The sequence below is a fragment of the Allofranklinella schreckenbergeri genome (assembly GCF_003703475.1).
Classification (GTDB): domain Bacteria; phylum Pseudomonadota; class Gammaproteobacteria; order Burkholderiales; family Burkholderiaceae_C; genus Lampropedia; species Lampropedia schreckenbergeri.
This window is the reverse complement of record NZ_RDQM01000005.1, coordinates 57,698-70,974: the sequence shown is the minus strand read 5'-3', so window position 1 is coordinate 70,974 and position 13,277 is coordinate 57,698. Positions and strand designations below refer to the sequence as shown.

General features: G+C 57.4%; 19 protein-coding genes. 11 read left to right on the top strand and 8 right to left on the bottom strand.

The window, feature by feature from the left end:
* Positions 1 to 499 precede the first annotated feature (499 nt).
* The 8 genes from EBQ26_RS05050 to EBQ26_RS05015 form a co-directional block, all read right to left on the bottom strand.
* Complete coding sequence (locus EBQ26_RS05050; RefSeq protein WP_122237941.1) at positions 500 to 1,051, bottom strand: chemotaxis protein CheW; 552 nt, start codon at positions 1,049 to 1,051, stop codon at positions 500 to 502.
* Complete coding sequence (locus tag EBQ26_RS05045) at positions 1,048 to 1,425, bottom strand: response regulator (protein ID WP_122237940.1); 378 nt, start codon at positions 1,423 to 1,425, stop codon at positions 1,048 to 1,050. The genes EBQ26_RS05050 and EBQ26_RS05045 overlap by 4 nt, the downstream gene beginning before the upstream one ends.
* Positions 1,426 to 1,451: 26 nt before the next feature.
* Entirely contained in the window at positions 1,452 to 1,838 is a 387-nt protein-coding gene (locus tag EBQ26_RS05040; RefSeq protein ID WP_122237939.1) for a response regulator, read from the bottom strand.
* Between the two features lie 316 nt (positions 1,839 to 2,154).
* On the bottom strand, positions 2,155 to 3,150 hold the full coding sequence (locus EBQ26_RS05035; RefSeq protein WP_122238036.1) for a branched-chain amino acid ABC transporter permease: 996 nt from the start codon (positions 3,148 to 3,150) through the stop codon (positions 2,155 to 2,157).
* Positions 3,151 to 3,169: 19 nt separating this feature from the next.
* Positions 3,170 to 4,057 (bottom strand): branched-chain amino acid ABC transporter permease, encoded by an 888-nt coding sequence (locus EBQ26_RS05030; RefSeq protein WP_122237938.1) that lies wholly within the window; start codon positions 4,055 to 4,057, stop codon positions 3,170 to 3,172.
* Between the two features lie 167 nt (positions 4,058 to 4,224).
* Complete coding sequence (locus tag EBQ26_RS05025) at positions 4,225 to 5,421, bottom strand: ABC transporter substrate-binding protein (protein WP_122237937.1); 1,197 nt, start codon at positions 5,419 to 5,421, stop codon at positions 4,225 to 4,227.
* Positions 5,422 to 5,579: 158 nt separating this feature from the next.
* On the bottom strand, positions 5,580 to 6,389 hold the full coding sequence (locus EBQ26_RS05020; protein ID WP_122237936.1) for an ABC transporter ATP-binding protein: 810 nt from the start codon (positions 6,387 to 6,389) through the stop codon (positions 5,580 to 5,582).
* Between the two features lie 2 nt (positions 6,390 to 6,391).
* Positions 6,392 to 7,162, bottom strand: coding sequence for an ABC transporter ATP-binding protein (locus tag EBQ26_RS05015; protein ID WP_122237935.1), 771 nt, complete (start codon positions 7,160 to 7,162; stop codon positions 6,392 to 6,394).
* Positions 7,163 to 7,517: 355 nt separating this feature from the next.
* Here EBQ26_RS05015 and rplC point away from each other — a divergent pair, with 355 nt between their 5' ends.
* The 11 genes from rplC (at position 7,518) to EBQ26_RS04960 (ending at position 13,163) form a co-directional block, all read left to right on the top strand.
* Positions 7,518 to 8,192, top strand: coding sequence for a 50S ribosomal protein L3 (gene rplC, locus EBQ26_RS05010; protein WP_122237934.1), 675 nt, complete (start codon positions 7,518 to 7,520; stop codon positions 8,190 to 8,192).
* Positions 8,192 to 8,809 carry a 50S ribosomal protein L4 gene (rplD, locus tag EBQ26_RS05005; protein WP_122237933.1) on the top strand — a complete coding sequence of 206 codons (618 nt, stop codon included), beginning with the start codon at positions 8,192 to 8,194 and terminating at the stop codon, positions 8,807 to 8,809. Before rplC ends, rplD begins: the two co-directional genes overlap by 1 nt.
* A complete protein-coding gene (gene rplW / locus EBQ26_RS05000; protein WP_122237932.1) occupies positions 8,806 to 9,141 on the top strand; it encodes a 50S ribosomal protein L23 in 336 nt (111 codons plus the stop codon). Before rplD ends, rplW begins: the two co-directional genes overlap by 4 nt.
* Positions 9,142 to 9,144: 3 nt before the next feature.
* The gene (rplB, locus tag EBQ26_RS04995; RefSeq protein ID WP_122237931.1) at positions 9,145 to 9,972 is read left to right on the top strand and encodes a 50S ribosomal protein L2; all 828 of its coding nucleotides are present in this window, start codon (positions 9,145 to 9,147) and stop codon (positions 9,970 to 9,972) included.
* Between the two features lie 12 nt (positions 9,973 to 9,984).
* Complete coding sequence (gene rpsS, locus EBQ26_RS04990) at positions 9,985 to 10,260, top strand: 30S ribosomal protein S19 (RefSeq protein WP_122237930.1); 276 nt, start codon at positions 9,985 to 9,987, stop codon at positions 10,258 to 10,260.
* A gap of 12 nt (positions 10,261 to 10,272) precedes the next feature.
* Complete coding sequence (gene rplV, locus EBQ26_RS04985) at positions 10,273 to 10,605, top strand: 50S ribosomal protein L22 (protein WP_122237929.1); 333 nt, start codon at positions 10,273 to 10,275, stop codon at positions 10,603 to 10,605.
* A gap of 14 nt (positions 10,606 to 10,619) precedes the next feature.
* Positions 10,620 to 11,468: a 30S ribosomal protein S3 gene (rpsC, locus tag EBQ26_RS04980; RefSeq protein WP_122237928.1), complete on the top strand. Its 849-nt coding sequence runs from the start codon at positions 10,620 to 10,622 to the stop codon at positions 11,466 to 11,468.
* Between the two features lie 2 nt (positions 11,469 to 11,470).
* The gene (gene rplP, locus EBQ26_RS04975) at positions 11,471 to 11,887 is read left to right on the top strand and encodes a 50S ribosomal protein L16 (protein ID WP_122237927.1); all 417 of its coding nucleotides are present in this window, start codon (positions 11,471 to 11,473) and stop codon (positions 11,885 to 11,887) included.
* 16 nt (positions 11,888 to 11,903) lie between these two features.
* Positions 11,904 to 12,134: a 50S ribosomal protein L29 gene (gene rpmC, locus EBQ26_RS04970; protein ID WP_122237926.1), complete on the top strand. Its 231-nt coding sequence runs from the start codon at positions 11,904 to 11,906 to the stop codon at positions 12,132 to 12,134.
* 11 nt (positions 12,135 to 12,145) lie between these two features.
* A complete protein-coding gene (gene rpsQ / locus EBQ26_RS04965; RefSeq protein WP_122237925.1) occupies positions 12,146 to 12,415 on the top strand; it encodes a 30S ribosomal protein S17 in 270 nt (89 codons plus the stop codon).
* A gap of 190 nt (positions 12,416 to 12,605) precedes the next feature.
* Positions 12,606 to 13,163 (top strand): DOMON-like domain-containing protein, encoded by a 558-nt coding sequence (locus EBQ26_RS04960; RefSeq protein ID WP_122237924.1) that lies wholly within the window; start codon positions 12,606 to 12,608, stop codon positions 13,161 to 13,163.
* Positions 13,164 to 13,277: the final 114 nt, after the last annotated feature.

The window sequence follows — 13,277 nt, the reverse complement described above, 5'->3', positions numbered from 1 at the left end:
ACGCGCCTGCAATACATGGCGCAATTGACTGACGCGCTTGGCGTCATTTGCCAGCGAACCTCGTGCTTGCAATACGGGGCCTGCGTTTGGAATGGCCGCTAAAGCATCGATTTGCCGGTTCAGAACTTCGGCGGTGGAGATGATTTCGCTCCAGAAGCCGTCGCCCATCCAAGCGTGCATGACCAAGTTGTATAGATGCTGCGCGTTGACTTGCGCCTCGTGCGCGACATGGAAAGGTTTTTCGTTTTCACGGGCTTTCCAAAAGCCGTAAATCAGGCTGCTGAGAAAAAGCAGACTGCCTAAACAGATGAGGATGAACAGACGGCGGCGGTGTTTTCTCAGAGAGGCTGTTCCCAGCAATGGCAAGGAAGCGGGAGCGTCTTCTGCAATGGGTACCTGGGGCACGCCAATAGCGGTTTCGGCTTCTGGGCTCTGTGAATCGACTCCCGCAAAAAGGGTGTCGAGACCGGCGTGGGTGTTGGTGCTCATGGGCGGTGAATCAGAGGCGGATAGAGAGAAATTCTGGCTGCTGGGCAAAGGCTTGAAGATTCAATTCCTGCCAGAGCTTGCCTTGAAGATCGGTATAAATATTGCCCATGAAAGCGGGGGCGCTATTGGGCATGGGGGCATGGGCGGCTTCAAAGTCGTTCACGCTTTTGAGGCCTGTAACAGTGTCGATGAGCAAGGCCGCATTGATTTCCAAAGCCGGGTTGAAGGTCAGCAAGTGGCATTGCGAGAGTGCTTGTTCGCTGCGTGATGGCGAATCCGCGTCCAGAAAGCGGGCGGCATCAATCAAGCCAAAAATGTCTCCGCGCCAACTGACAATGCCCATGAACCAGGGTTTGGTGTAAGGCACAGGGGTGGGGCGTTGCCATTGCAGCAATTCGGATGCGTGGCTCAAAGGCAACAAAAGGGAGCGGCGGCCAATTTCCACCGCCATCCATGAAGAAACTGAGCGCTCGCCCGTGTCAATTTGCCTCAGCCGCTTGGCCAAGCGCATTTGGAGGTCTTCACTGCTGGCGCGGTCAGCATGGTTGCGGAAAGCGCTCATGAAGCCTCCGAGCGCAGCGCGTCAATGGCTGATTCCAACTCTTTTGGGTTGACGGGTTTGACTAAGTAGCCCTTAGCTCCTTGTCGCATCCCCCATACCTTGTCCGTGCTCTGATCCTTGCTCGTGCAAATGATGATGGGGATGTCGGCGTAAGCAGGGTCTTTGGTGATAGTGCGGGTGAGCTGAAAGCCATTTTTGCCGGGCATCACTACATCCATCAAGATCAGGTGTGGGCGCTCCTCGGCCAGACTTTTGAGCGCTTCTTCTGCATTGTCGGCTGTGCGCACCTGCATGCCTTGTTTTTGTAGCAGGTCTGACAGGTAAACCTGCTCGGTGCGCGAATCGTCCACTATCAGTACTTTTTCAATCAACATTTCTACCTCTTGTGCTTATGGATGATTTATTTGATTGCGCTGAATTCCTGCACCGCTTTAAGCAATTGGTCTTTGGTGAAGGGTTTGGTGAGATAGTCATCGCTGCCGACCATACGTCCGCGGGCCTTGTCGAAAAAGCCATCTTTGGATGACAGCATGATCACGGGGGTGCTGGTGAATTTCGGGTTGCGTTTGATGATGGCGCAGGTCTGATAGCCATCCAGCTTGGGCATCAGGATGTCGCAAAAAATCAGGTTGGGCTCGTAATCATTGACTTTGGCCAAGGCGTCAAAGCCATCTTCCGCCAGCAGCACATCGTGTCCGCCTTGTTTGAGAAAAATCTCGGCGCTGCGCCGGATTGTGTTGCTGTCATCCACTACAAGCACCCGGATGGTGTTTGCTTGGTCGCTCATGCTTTCACCTTTGTCTTCTCATCTGGTTTGGTAAGCCCTGCCAGCACAAGGGCTTGGCACGACTTTATCGCTTCATGTTTGATTGTATTCATTTGTATCAATGGGTGTGTCGCGCTTGACAGTGTTTAACTATTGGGCAATTTACACTGACGGGTTTTAGGGTCGGAAGCATAGTGTGCCGCATAGCACCGTTGCTTGGGGTCAACAAAAATGTTCACGCATGGCGTAGAGTTCATTTGCGTGCGATGGAGCGACATAAACAAAAGCGCAGCCATTGTGTAATGGGCTGCGCTTTTGTTTCAGAGGGTTATCGAGATCAGTTTTTCGAGCCGCGCAGCAAGTGCAATACCTCTCCCATGATCCCTCGGCGGAACAGCAGCACGCAGACGACAAAAATCAAGCCTGTCACGATGGTGACGGATTCGCCCAGCGACCGGAACCACTCAATGCCTGAAAGTGCCGCGATGGCATTACCCCATTCGCCCACTTTGTTTTCAATGGCCACTACCACCGCAGCGCCCACCAGCGGGCCGGCCATAGTGCCCATGCCGCCAACCAGGGTCATCAAAACGGCGTGGCCGGACATGGCCCAGTGCACATCGGTCAGAGTGGCAAAGCCCAGCACCAAGGTTTTCAGCGAGCCAGCCAGGCCAGACAAAGCAGCCGAGAGAACAAAAACCAGCAGCTTGAAGCGGTTGGTGTCGTAGCCTAACGATGTGGCGCGAGGCTCGTTTTCCTTGATGGCGTGCAGGATATGGCCGAAGGGGGAATGCACGATGCGGATGATGAAAAGAAAGGCGATCGCCACGATGGCCAGGCACACGTAATACATGGTCATGTCATCGCTCAGATCCAGCACGCCCAGCAGTTTGCCGCGCGGCACGCCCTGCAAGCCATCTTCGCCGCCGGTAAAAGGCGCTTGCAGCCAGAAGAAATACAGCATTTGCGCCAGCGCCAAGGTGATCATCGTGAAGTAGATGCCCTGGCGCTTGATGGCCAGGTAGCCCATGACCAGCCCCAGCAGTGCGCCAAAAGCGGTGCCCAGCAACAAGCCGACTTCCGCCGTGACGCCCCAGGCCTTGAGCGTATAGCCTGTGATGTAGGCCGAGCCGCCCAAAAAGGCGGCATGGCCAAACGAGAGCATCCCGGTGTAGCCAAACAGCAGGTTGAATGAGCACGCAAACAGGGCAAAACACAGCAACTTCATCATGAAGACTGGATAAACCCCGATGTATTCGGTAGGCGCGGCAATCAGCAGCAAGAGCAGCGCGGCGTAGCCAAACAAAACGAGAGGTTTGAGGGGTTGATTCATGTTTTTTGCTTCCGCCATCTCATTGCTCCTTGCCAAACAGCCCGGCGGGGCGGATCAACAACACAATGGCCATGATCACAAAGACTACGGTGGACGACGCCTCTGGGTAGTACACACGCGTAAGCCCTTCGACGACGCCCAGCAGCAGGCCGGTGATGATCGAGCCCATGATGGAGCCCATGCCGCCAATCACCACCACTGCAAAGACGGTGATGATGAGGTTTTGCCCCATCAGCGGGGAGACTTGGTAAATCGGCGCAGCCAATACGCCAGCAAAAGCGGCCAGCGCGACGCCAAAGCCGTAGGTGAGCGTGACCATGAGGGGGACGTTGATGCCGAAAGCCTCCACCAGGCGCGGGTTTTCCGTGCCGGCGCGCAGGTAAGAGCCCAGGCGCGTCTTCTCGATCATGAACCAGGTGAAAAAGCACACCAGCAGGGAGGCCACCACCACCCACGCGCGGTATTTCGGCATGAACATGAAGCCCAGATTGATGCCGCCGCGCAGGATGTCAGGCGTGCCATAGCTCAAGCCTGCTACGCCATAAGCTGAGCGGAAGGCGCCTTCGATGAGCAAGGTCAGGCCCAGCGTCAGCAGCAGGCCGTAAATGTGGTCCAGCTTGTAAATCCAGCGCAGGAACAGCCGCTCCAGCACGATGCCGAACAGCCCCACGACAACCGGTGCCAGCACCAGCATCACCCAGTAGTTGATGCCCAGGTAATGCATGGCCATCCAGGTGACGATGGCGCCCATCATGAACAGCGCGCCGTGTGCAAAGTTGATGACATTGAGCAGGCCGAAGATCACGGCCAGGCCAAGGCTGAGAATGGCGTAAAACGAGCCATTGACCAGCCCGAGCAGCAATTGGCTCATCAGGGCCGGTAGAGGGACTCCAAAAATCGTATCCATGACAAATGCACAGGGGCTAGTGAGGCAAAGGGAACAATCAAAGCCGCGCGGGCCGGGCGTGGTGGATGCGCGGCGCAGCGCCCGGCGCGTTGGCTGGGAGCAGGCGCTGCTTGCGCCAGGTCTGCCGGTTGCATGCAGCCCTGGCGCACAGGCAGCGCATTACGGCATTACTTCCACAGCGCGCATTTGCTTTCTTCTTTCTTGAAGAACACTTCGTTGCCAGGCAGGGTCTTGACGACTTTCAGGTAATCCCATTCGCGCTTGGATTCGGCAGGTTGCTTGACCTCCACCAAATACATGTTGTGCTCAAAGCGCCCGTCGGGGCGGATCGTGCCCTGGGCGTAAAAGTCCTTGATCTCCTTGCTGCGCAGCACGGCGTTGACCTTGTCGGTCTCCAGCGTGCCCGCCTCTTGCACGGCTTTGAGGTAGTTCATGGCCGCCGAGTAATCGGCCGCATGGATGGAGGTGGGCATGCGCTTGGTCTTGTCATAGAACTTCTTGGCCCAGGCGCGCGTCTCGTCGTTCATGTCCCAGTACCAACTGGTGGTGAATTGCAGGCCTTTGGTGGTCTCCAGCCCCATGCTGTGGATGTCGGAGAGAAACAGCAGCAAACCGGCGAGCTTCATGGAGCCTGTGATGCCAAACTCGTTGGCAGCCTTGATGGTGTTGATGGTGTCGCCCCCGGCGTTGGCCATCCCCAGAATCTGCGCGCCCGAGGCTTGCGCTTGCAGCAGGAAGGAGGAGAAGTCCGAGGCGTTGAGCGGGTGGCGCACACTGCCTTTGACCTCTCCGCTGGCGGCTTTGACGGTGGCGGCGGTGTCTTTTTCCAACGCGTGGCCGAAGGCGTAATCGGCCGTCAGGAAAAACCAGCTTTTGCCCCCGCCGCTGACGATGGCCGAGCCGGTACCGCGCGCCAAGGCCATGGTGTCGTAAGCGTAGTGGATGGTGTAGGGCGTGCACTGCTCGTTGGTCAGCACCGTCGAGCCAGCGCCGTTGTTGATGTAAAGCACTTTTTTCTCGTTGGCGATGGCGCTGGAGGCCAGGGCCGTGCTGGAGTTGGTGCCCCCCATGATCAGCGAGGCTTTTTGGGTATCGATCCACTCGCGCACCTTGGCGGCGGCGATGTCGGCTTTGTTTTGGTGGTCGGCCGTCAGCAGCTCGATGGGCTTGCCCAGCACTTTGCCGCCGAAATCGTCGATCGCCATCTGGATGGCGACGGCGCCATTTTTGCCGTCCAGGTCGGAGTAGAGGCTGGACATGTCGGTCACAAAACCAATCGTGACCTTGTCTTGCGCGTGGGCTGCGCCCAGCAAGCTGGCGCTCAGCACGGCGGCGGCAATGGCGGTGTAGGGAACGGTTTTCATGGGAAGTCTCCTTTTAAAGCGTGGTAAGGCAGGGGATCGGAGGGAAATTGGGGGTGCTTCGCGCGGGCGTTTGGCTTATAAATCAAAGTAAATATGACTGTATGCCTATCAAGCCAAAATAATAATGTTATTTTTCTTTTTGATCTATAAAATAACAATCAAACACCCAGCAGCTCGTTGAGCAAAGGCATTTTTGCCTCCAGCTCGGCGGCGGTGAAGTGCTCGATCACCTCGCCATGCTCGATGACGTAAAAGCGGTCGGCCAACGGCGCGGCGAAGCGGAAGTTCTGCTCCACCATCACGATGGTGTAGCCCTTGGCGCGCAGCGTGGTAATCATTTGCGCCAGCGCTTGCACGATCACCGGCGCCAGCCCTTCGGAGATTTCGTCCAGCAGCAGCAAATTGGCGCCCGTGCGCAAAATGCGCCCCACCGCCAGCATCTGCTGCTCGCCGCCGGAGAGGCGCGTGCCCTGGCTGTGCCTGCGCTCGCGCAGGTTGGGGAACATGGCGTAAATCTCCTCCACGCTCATGCCTGCCTCCTGCCCGCTGCCGAAGCTGCCGCCCAGCGCGCGCAAAAAGCCAACGCCCAGCACCGGCGGCAGCAGCAGGTTTTCTTCCGCAGTCAGGCTGGAGAAGATGCCTCTTTCCTCGGGGCAATAGCCAATGCCCAAGTGGGCGATGCGGTGCGTGGCCAGGCCTACGGTCTCCACCCCGTTGACCTTGATGGAGCCTGCGCGCTTGCCGATCAGGCCCGTGATGGCGCGCAAAATCGACGTGCGGCCCGCGCCATTGCGGCCCAGCAAGGTGACCACTTCGCCGCGCCGCACTTGCAGGTTCACGCCATGCAAAACGTGGGATTCGCCATACCAGCCGTGCAGGTTGGCAATTTCCAGCGCCAGCGGGCCGTTGGATGCGCTGTGCGCGGATGCGTCAGGGGCGGCTGCCGCGCCCAGGGTTGCGGTGCTCATAATCAGTGCGCTCCTTGCAGTTGGCCTTCGCTGGTGCCCATATAGGCTTCCATCACGCGCGGGTCTTGCGAGACCTGTGCGTATTCGCCCTCGGCCAAAATGGCGCCGCGCTGCAAAACGGAGATGCGATCGGCAATGGTGGAAACGACCTTCATGTTGTGCTCCACCATCAAAATGGTGCGGCCTTTGGAGACTTCTTTAATCAGTTCGGTGACGCGATCCACATCCTCATGGCCCATGCCCTGGGTGGGCTCGTCCAGCAGCATCAGCTCGGGCTCCATCGCCAAAGTGGTGGCGATCTCCAGCGCACGTTTGCGCCCGTAAGGCAAGTTGGCGGTGATCTCAAACGCCAACTCGCGCAAACCCACTTCGCCGAGCAACTGCAAGGCGCGCTCGTTCAGCGGCTCCAGCGAGCGGGCGCTTTTCCAAAAGTGGTACTGCGTGCCCAACTGGCGTTGCAGTGCTATGCGCACGTTCTCCAGCAAAGTCAAATGCGGAAAAACCGCCGAAATCTGAAACGAACGAATCACCCCGCGTCGCGCAATTTGCGCGGGCTTTTCCTGGGTGATGTCGATACCGTTGAACATGATGGTGCCGCGCGTGGGCACCAGAAATTTGGTCAACAAATTAAAGCAAGTGGTTTTCCCGGCCCCGTTGGGGCCAATCAGCGCGTGGATATGCCCGCGCTGAATCTGGAGGTTCACGTTGTCCACCGCAGTGAAGCCTTTGAACTCCTTGGTCAGGTTTTTTGTTGAGAGGATGATGTCGGTCATTGCGTTACCTGCATAGCGCCCAAAAGCGACAGGCCAGCGGTGGAATGCCCGCAAGCATGCAGCAAGCGATGGTTGTTGGAAGCGCGCAAATGTTAGTTATGCGCCCTTGGGGCGACAATGGGGTAAGTCCCCATGGCACGGCGGCATCAAGAGAAGCGGTTTTGGTGTAGGGAATATGCGAAGTTCAGCTTGGCTGGCTTGCGCGTGCCGCTCGAAGCGGGCTAGAATCGCGGGCTTCGCCATTTCGGCGGAGTTTTTTCAACCTTCCTTCGCAGTCGCCAAGAGCCGTTGGGCGCCGGGCGGCAACGTGCGCTACCAATTGCAGTGGCCACGGCGGGGGTTTCGGAGTAATAACATGAGTCTGAGTAACTCCCTGGGGTTGCTGGGCCGCAAGGTGGGCATGATGCGCCTGTTCACCGATGACGGGGAGTCCATCCCTGTTACGGTGGTGGATGTATCCGATAACCGTGTGACCCAGGTCAAAACCCAAGAGAACGACGGTTACACCGCCTTGCAGGTGACCTATGGGTCGCGCAAGGCCTCGCGTGTGACCAAGCCTGAGGCGGGCCATCTGTCCAAAGCAGGTGTGCAAGCGGGTGAGGTCGTTCGTGAATTCCGCGTGACTGCGGAAACGGCCGGTCAATATGCTGCTGGTGCGCAAGTGCCTGTGGCCAATATCTTCTCGGTAGGTCAGAAGGTGGACGTGCAAGGCACTTCCATTGGTAAGGGCTACGCCGGCACCATCAAGCGCCACAACTTTGGCTCGCAGCGCGCTTCGCACGGTAACAGCCGTTCGCACCGTGTGCCTGGTTCCATCGGTATGGCGCAAGATCCTGGTCGTATTTTTCCTGGCAAGCGCATGACAGGTCATCTGGGTGATGAGACTGTGACGACGCAAAACCTGGATATCGTTCGCATCGACGAAGCTCGTCAGTTGCTGCTCATCAAAGGGGCGGTGCCTGGCTCTAAGGGTGGTTTTGTGACGGTGCGTCCTTCTGTCAAGGCTGAGGCCAAGAAAGGAGCCCAATAATGCAGGTCGAGCTCCTCAATGAACAAGGTCAGGCATCGACTGTGGATGTGCCTGAAGTGCTGTTTGGTCGCGATTACAACGAGGCTTTGATCCATCAACTCGTGGTGGCTTATCGGGCCAATGCCCGTCAGGCTACGCGTGCCCAGAAGGATCGCCAACAGGTTCGCCATTCGACCAAAAAGCCTTTCCGTCAAAAAGGTACGGGCAATGCTCGCGCTGGTATGACTTCCTCGCCGCTGTGGCGTGGGGGTGGTCGCATTTTTCCGAACTTGCCCGAGGAAAATTATTCGCACAAGGTCAACAAGAAGCAGTACCGTGTTGGTATGGCTTCCATCCTCTCCAAGCTGGTCGCTGATGGCCGTCTGTCGGTGGTGGAAGATATCAAGCTCGATACGCCTAAGACCAAGGCTTTTGCTTCCAAACTCAAGAACATGAAGGTGGATTCCGCGTTGTTGATTGCCTCTGAGGTGGATGAGAACCTCTATCTGGCTTCGCGCAATCTGGCCAACGTGTATGTCATCGAGCCGCGTTACGTTGATCCCCTGTCGCTGGTGCACTTCAAGAAAGTGCTGGTGACCAAGGGTGCCGTTGACAAGCTCAAGGAGATGTTCGTATGAGCCGCGTCAATCCAAGCCCCAAAGAGCGCCAGTTTTCGGAAGGTCGTCTTTACCAAGTGTTGGTGGCGCCGGTTGTTTCCGAAAAGGCTACTTTTGCTGCCGAGCAATCCAACGCTGTGACCTTCAAGGTTTTGCGTGATGCCACCAAGCCCGAAATCAAGGCGGCGGTGGAGTTGCTGTTTAAGGTGGAAGTGGTTGGCGTTTCCGTCGTCAACGTCAAAGGCAAGACCAAGCGCTTTGGGCGCACCATGGGCCGTCGCAATCACGTGCGCAAGGCTTATGTGCGTTTGAAGGAGGGTCAAGAGCTGAACCTTTCCGGGGAGGCAGCGTAAACCATGGCCATCATTAAACTCAAGCCACAGACTCCTGGTCAGCGTGGCGCAATCAAAATTTCCCGTGCGCACTTGCACAAAGGCAGTGGCTATGCACCGCTGTTGGAGCCGCAACACCAAAAAGCGGGTCGCAACAACAATGGCCACATCACTACCCGTCACAAGGGTGGTGGTCATCGCCATCATTACCGCGTTGTGGACTTTCGTCGCAATGACAAGGATGGCATTGCTGCCAAGATCGAGCGCATTGAGTACGACCCCAACCGCTCGGCGCATTTGGCTTTGGTGTGCTACGCCGACGGTGAGCGTCGTTACATCATCGCTCCGCGTGGCGTAGAAGTGGGCGCGACAGTGGTCTCGGGTGCCGAGGCTCCTATTAAGGCTGGCAATACCCTGCCTATTCGGAACATCCCTGTTGGCTCCATCATCCATTGCATTGAGCTGCAGCCTGGCGGTGGCGCTCAAATCGCCCGTTCGGCCGGAACTTCGGCGACGCTGCTGGCCCGCGAGGGTGTGTATGCTCAGGTGCGTTTGCGTTCCGGCGAAGTGCGTAAAGTGCATATCGAGTGCCGCGCGACGATCGGCGAAGTTGCCAACGAAGAGCACAGCCTGCGTCAATACGGTAAGGCCGGTGTTAAGCGTCACATGGGCATTCGTCCCACTGTGCGCGGTATGGTGATGAACCCTGTTGACCACCCGCTTGGTGGTGGTGAAGGCCGCAGCAAGGGTGGCAAGCACCCTGTTGACCCATGGGGTAACTTGGCCAAGGGGTATCGCACCCGTAACAATAAGCGCACACAGGCGTTTATTGTGTCGCGTCGTAAGAAATAAGGGTAGGGTGCCATGACACGTTCACTCAAGAAAGGTCCTTTCGTGGATCATCACCTGTTGGCAAAGGTCGAAAAGGCCATTGCTGGCAAGGATAAGCGCCCGGTTAAGACCTGGTCGCGTCGCTCCATGGTGCTGCCTGAGTTCATCGGTCTGACGATCGCTGTACATAACGGCAAGCAGCATGTGCCTGTCTATATCACCGATCAGATGGTTGGCCATAAGTTGGGCGAGTTTGCACTCACTCGCACCTTCAAGGGCCACCCTGCTGATAAAAAAGCCAAGAAGTAAGGGGTTCACACCATGTCTGAAACACGTGCTGTACTCCGTGGCGTGCGTTTGTCTGTGGACAAAGGCCGCTTGGTGGCCGATCTGATTCGCGGCAAGCGGGTCGATCAGGCGCTCAATATCCTGACCTTCACGCCCAAGAAGGCTGCTGTCATCATCAAGAAAGTGCTGGAATCGGCTATTGCCAATGCAGAGCACAACGACGGCGCCGACATCGACGAATTGCGCGTTAAAACCATTTACGTCGAGCAGGGGACGACCCTTAAGCGCTTCACCGCGCGCGCCAAGGGTCGTGGCAACCGCATCAGCAAACCCACCTGCCACGTTTACGTGACGGTGGGCTACTAAGCCAGAGGAAGACTATGGGACAGAAAATCAACCCAACCGGCTTCCGCCTGGCGGTAAGCCGTGACTGGTCCAGCCGTTGGTACGCCAACAACCGCGACTTCGCCGGCATGCTGGCTGAAGATATCGAGGTCCGTGATTACCTCAAGAAAAAGCTCAAAAATGCGCAGGTTTCCCGCGTGCTGATTGAGCGCCCCGCCAAAAATGCCCGCATCACCATTTACTCGGCTCGCCCGGGTGTGGTGATCGGTAAAAAAGGCGAGGACATTGAGAATCTGAAAAAGGAACTCACCCGCATGCTGGGTGTGCCTGTGGCCGTCAACATCGAGGAGGTGCGCAAGCCCGAGATTGATGCCCAGTTGATTGCCGACAGCATTACCCAGCAGCTTGAAAAGCGCATCATGTTCCGCCGCGCCATGAAGCGCGCCATGCAGAACGCGATGCGTATGGGCGCTCAGGGCATCAAGATCATGTCTTCGGGCCGCTTGAACGGTATCGAAATCGCTCGTACTGAGTGGTACCGTGAAGGCCGTGTGCCACTGCACACGCTGCGTGCAGATATCGATTACGCAACGTCTGAGGCTTCCACCACCTACGGGATCATCGGCGTCAAGGTTTGGGTCTACAAAGGCGACACCTTGGGCCGTAACGATTTGCCTGCTGCCGAGCCTCGTGCTGAGGAGGAGCGTCGTCCGCGTGGTCGTCGCCCAGCAGGCCGTGGTGATCGCCGTAGTCGTGGTAGCAATGCTGCGCCTGCCGACGGTAGTGACAAACCCGCAGAAGCCACTTCTGCATCTGCCGCCGTTAAGCGCGCTCCCGCCGTGGATAGCGCGCCCGCCACAGCTGCGGACGGTAAAGGAGAATAAACATGCTGCAACCTGCTCGCCGCAAATTCCGCAAAGAGCAAAAAGGTCGCAACACCGGTATCGCAACCCGTGGCAACACGGTTGCGTTCGGTGAATTCGGCCTGAAGTCCACCGACCGCGGTCGCCTGACTGCCCGCCAGATTGAGGCGGCGCGTCGTGCCATTACCCGCCACGTCAAGCGTGGTGGCCGTATTTGGATTCGCGTTTTCCCCGATAAGCCCATTTCGACCAAACCGGCCGAAGTGCGTATGGGTAACGGTAAGGGCAACCCTGACTACTACGTCGCTGAGATCCAGCCGGGCAAGGTGATTTATGAAATCACCGGCGTTTCCGAAGAGCTGGCGCGCGAGGCATTCCGTCTGGCTGCTGCCAAACTGCCGCTGAGCACCACTTTCGTGGCTCGCCAGTTGGGCGCTTGATACAGGAGAAACTCTCATGGCCAAGAACCAGACTGAGAAGGCTAAAGCCAAGGCGAAAGCGCTGCGCGAGAAGGATGTTGCCGGCCTGAAAGACGAAATCAAATCGTTGCAAAAGGCCCATTTTGGTCTGCGCATGCAGGCGGCAACCCAGCAGTTGAGCAACACTTCTGCCTTGGGCAAGACCCGCCGCGACATTGCGCGCGCCAAGACCATCCTGAACCAGAAGCAGGCCGCTAAGGCCAACTGAGGAAGCTACCCATGACGGAAGAAAAGAAATCCCTCAAGCGCACCTTGGTTGGCAAGGTGGTCAGCGACAAGCGCGCCAAGACGGTGACGGTGCTCGTCGAGCGCCGGGTGAAACACCCGATCTACGGCAAGATCGTGATTCGCTCCAGCAAGTACCATGCCCATGATGAGGCTGGCGAGTACAAGCTGGGTGACACCATCGAAATCACCGAAAGCCGTCCAATCTCTAAAACCAAATCTTGGGTTGCCACCCGTTTGGTGCAGAAGGCAGCTTTGGTGTAATACGCGTGCGGGTGAAGCGGTTTGCTTTGCCTGCTGCGTAGCCTACTGGCCGATTGGACTGCAAAGCCCTGCGCTAGCAGGGCTTTTTTTTGCCTGAATCTGTTAATTTATTCATCAATAAGATAAAAAATAATGCCTTTTTGGCTTGTCTGTAAAAGATTAAATTTTTCTTTGAAGTGGAATTCTTAAGATGCTGACGCCTGCGATCAAAACGTGGCACCTGGTGCGTCATCCCGGCTCAAGCCATGGGCTGGCGTTGCAGATCACCGCTGCGCTGGCGCGCGAGCAGGGGTTGTGGCGTCTGGATTACAGCGTGCAAGGCGAGCTGAGCGCACTGAGGCTGCCTGAAGTGGCTGCGCATCCTGCGGCTGTGGACGGGCTATGGCATCACACCTGTTTTGAAGCCTTTGTGGCTGGGGCGGGGGATGCTTATCACGAATTCAACTTTTCGCCTTCGGGCCATTGGGCGGCCTATGTCTTTTCCCGAGAGCGCGTGCGGCAAGCGGCTGCGTACCCCTTGCCGCCTGTGCATATCCATTGCGCGCGAGAGGCCCAGAGGCTGGTTTTGAGCGCATGGCTGTCCGATGCGGCGCTGCCTTTGGGCAGTAGCGCGGCCCCATTGGGCTTGAGCGCCGTTATCGAAAACGGCGACGGCCATCTTAGCTATTGGGCCTTGCACCATCCTGCACCTCATCCCGATTTCCATGCGCGCAGTGGCTGGATAGCGCGTTGGCCACTCACGGGATGAGCGTTTCAGCCAGTGTTGGCTGCGTTGGAGCCGCTTTCTGGGATTTCTGGCTAGGAGCGCTCTGTTTTTTACTTAGCATCGGCGCTTTTTTAGGGGCGCGCCGTGCGCTGCTCC

Bases quoted from the DNA above. Each gene is read 5' to 3' on its own strand.
- EBQ26_RS05050 (WP_122237941.1), bottom strand. From the start codon at position 1,051: ATGAGCGCTTTCCGCAACCATGCTGACCGCGCCAGCAGTGAAGACCTC.
- EBQ26_RS05045 (WP_122237940.1), bottom strand. From the start codon at position 1,425: ATGTTGATTGAAAAAGTACTGATAGTGGACGATTCGCGCACCGAGCAG.
- EBQ26_RS05040 (WP_122237939.1), bottom strand. From the start codon at position 1,838: ATGAGCGACCAAGCAAACACCATCCGGGTGCTTGTAGTGGATGACAGC.
- EBQ26_RS05035 (WP_122238036.1), bottom strand. From the start codon at position 3,150: ATGAATCAACCCCTCAAACCTCTCGTTTTGTTTGGCTACGCCGCGCTG.
- EBQ26_RS05030 (WP_122237938.1), bottom strand. From the start codon at position 4,057: ATGGATACGATTTTTGGAGTCCCTCTACCGGCCCTGATGAGCCAATTG.
- EBQ26_RS05025 (WP_122237937.1), bottom strand. From the start codon at position 5,421: ATGAAAACCGTTCCCTACACCGCCATTGCCGCCGCCGTGCTGAGCGCC.
- EBQ26_RS05020 (WP_122237936.1), bottom strand. From the start codon at position 6,389: ATGAGCACCGCAACCCTGGGCGCGGCAGCCGCCCCTGACGCATCCGCG.
- EBQ26_RS05015 (WP_122237935.1), bottom strand. From the start codon at position 7,162: ATGACCGACATCATCCTCTCAACAAAAAACCTGACCAAGGAGTTCAAA.
- rplC (WP_122237934.1), top strand. From the start codon at position 7,518: ATGAGTCTGAGTAACTCCCTGGGGTTGCTGGGCCGCAAGGTGGGCATG.
- rplD (WP_122237933.1), top strand. From the start codon at position 8,192: ATGCAGGTCGAGCTCCTCAATGAACAAGGTCAGGCATCGACTGTGGAT.
- rplW (WP_122237932.1), top strand. From the start codon at position 8,806: ATGAGCCGCGTCAATCCAAGCCCCAAAGAGCGCCAGTTTTCGGAAGGT.
- rplB (WP_122237931.1), top strand. From the start codon at position 9,145: ATGGCCATCATTAAACTCAAGCCACAGACTCCTGGTCAGCGTGGCGCA.
- rpsS (WP_122237930.1), top strand. From the start codon at position 9,985: ATGACACGTTCACTCAAGAAAGGTCCTTTCGTGGATCATCACCTGTTG.
- rplV (WP_122237929.1), top strand. From the start codon at position 10,273: ATGTCTGAAACACGTGCTGTACTCCGTGGCGTGCGTTTGTCTGTGGAC.
- rpsC (WP_122237928.1), top strand. From the start codon at position 10,620: ATGGGACAGAAAATCAACCCAACCGGCTTCCGCCTGGCGGTAAGCCGT.
- rplP (WP_122237927.1), top strand. From the start codon at position 11,471: ATGCTGCAACCTGCTCGCCGCAAATTCCGCAAAGAGCAAAAAGGTCGC.
- rpmC (WP_122237926.1), top strand. From the start codon at position 11,904: ATGGCCAAGAACCAGACTGAGAAGGCTAAAGCCAAGGCGAAAGCGCTG.
- rpsQ (WP_122237925.1), top strand. From the start codon at position 12,146: ATGACGGAAGAAAAGAAATCCCTCAAGCGCACCTTGGTTGGCAAGGTG.
- EBQ26_RS04960 (WP_122237924.1), top strand. From the start codon at position 12,606: ATGCTGACGCCTGCGATCAAAACGTGGCACCTGGTGCGTCATCCCGGC.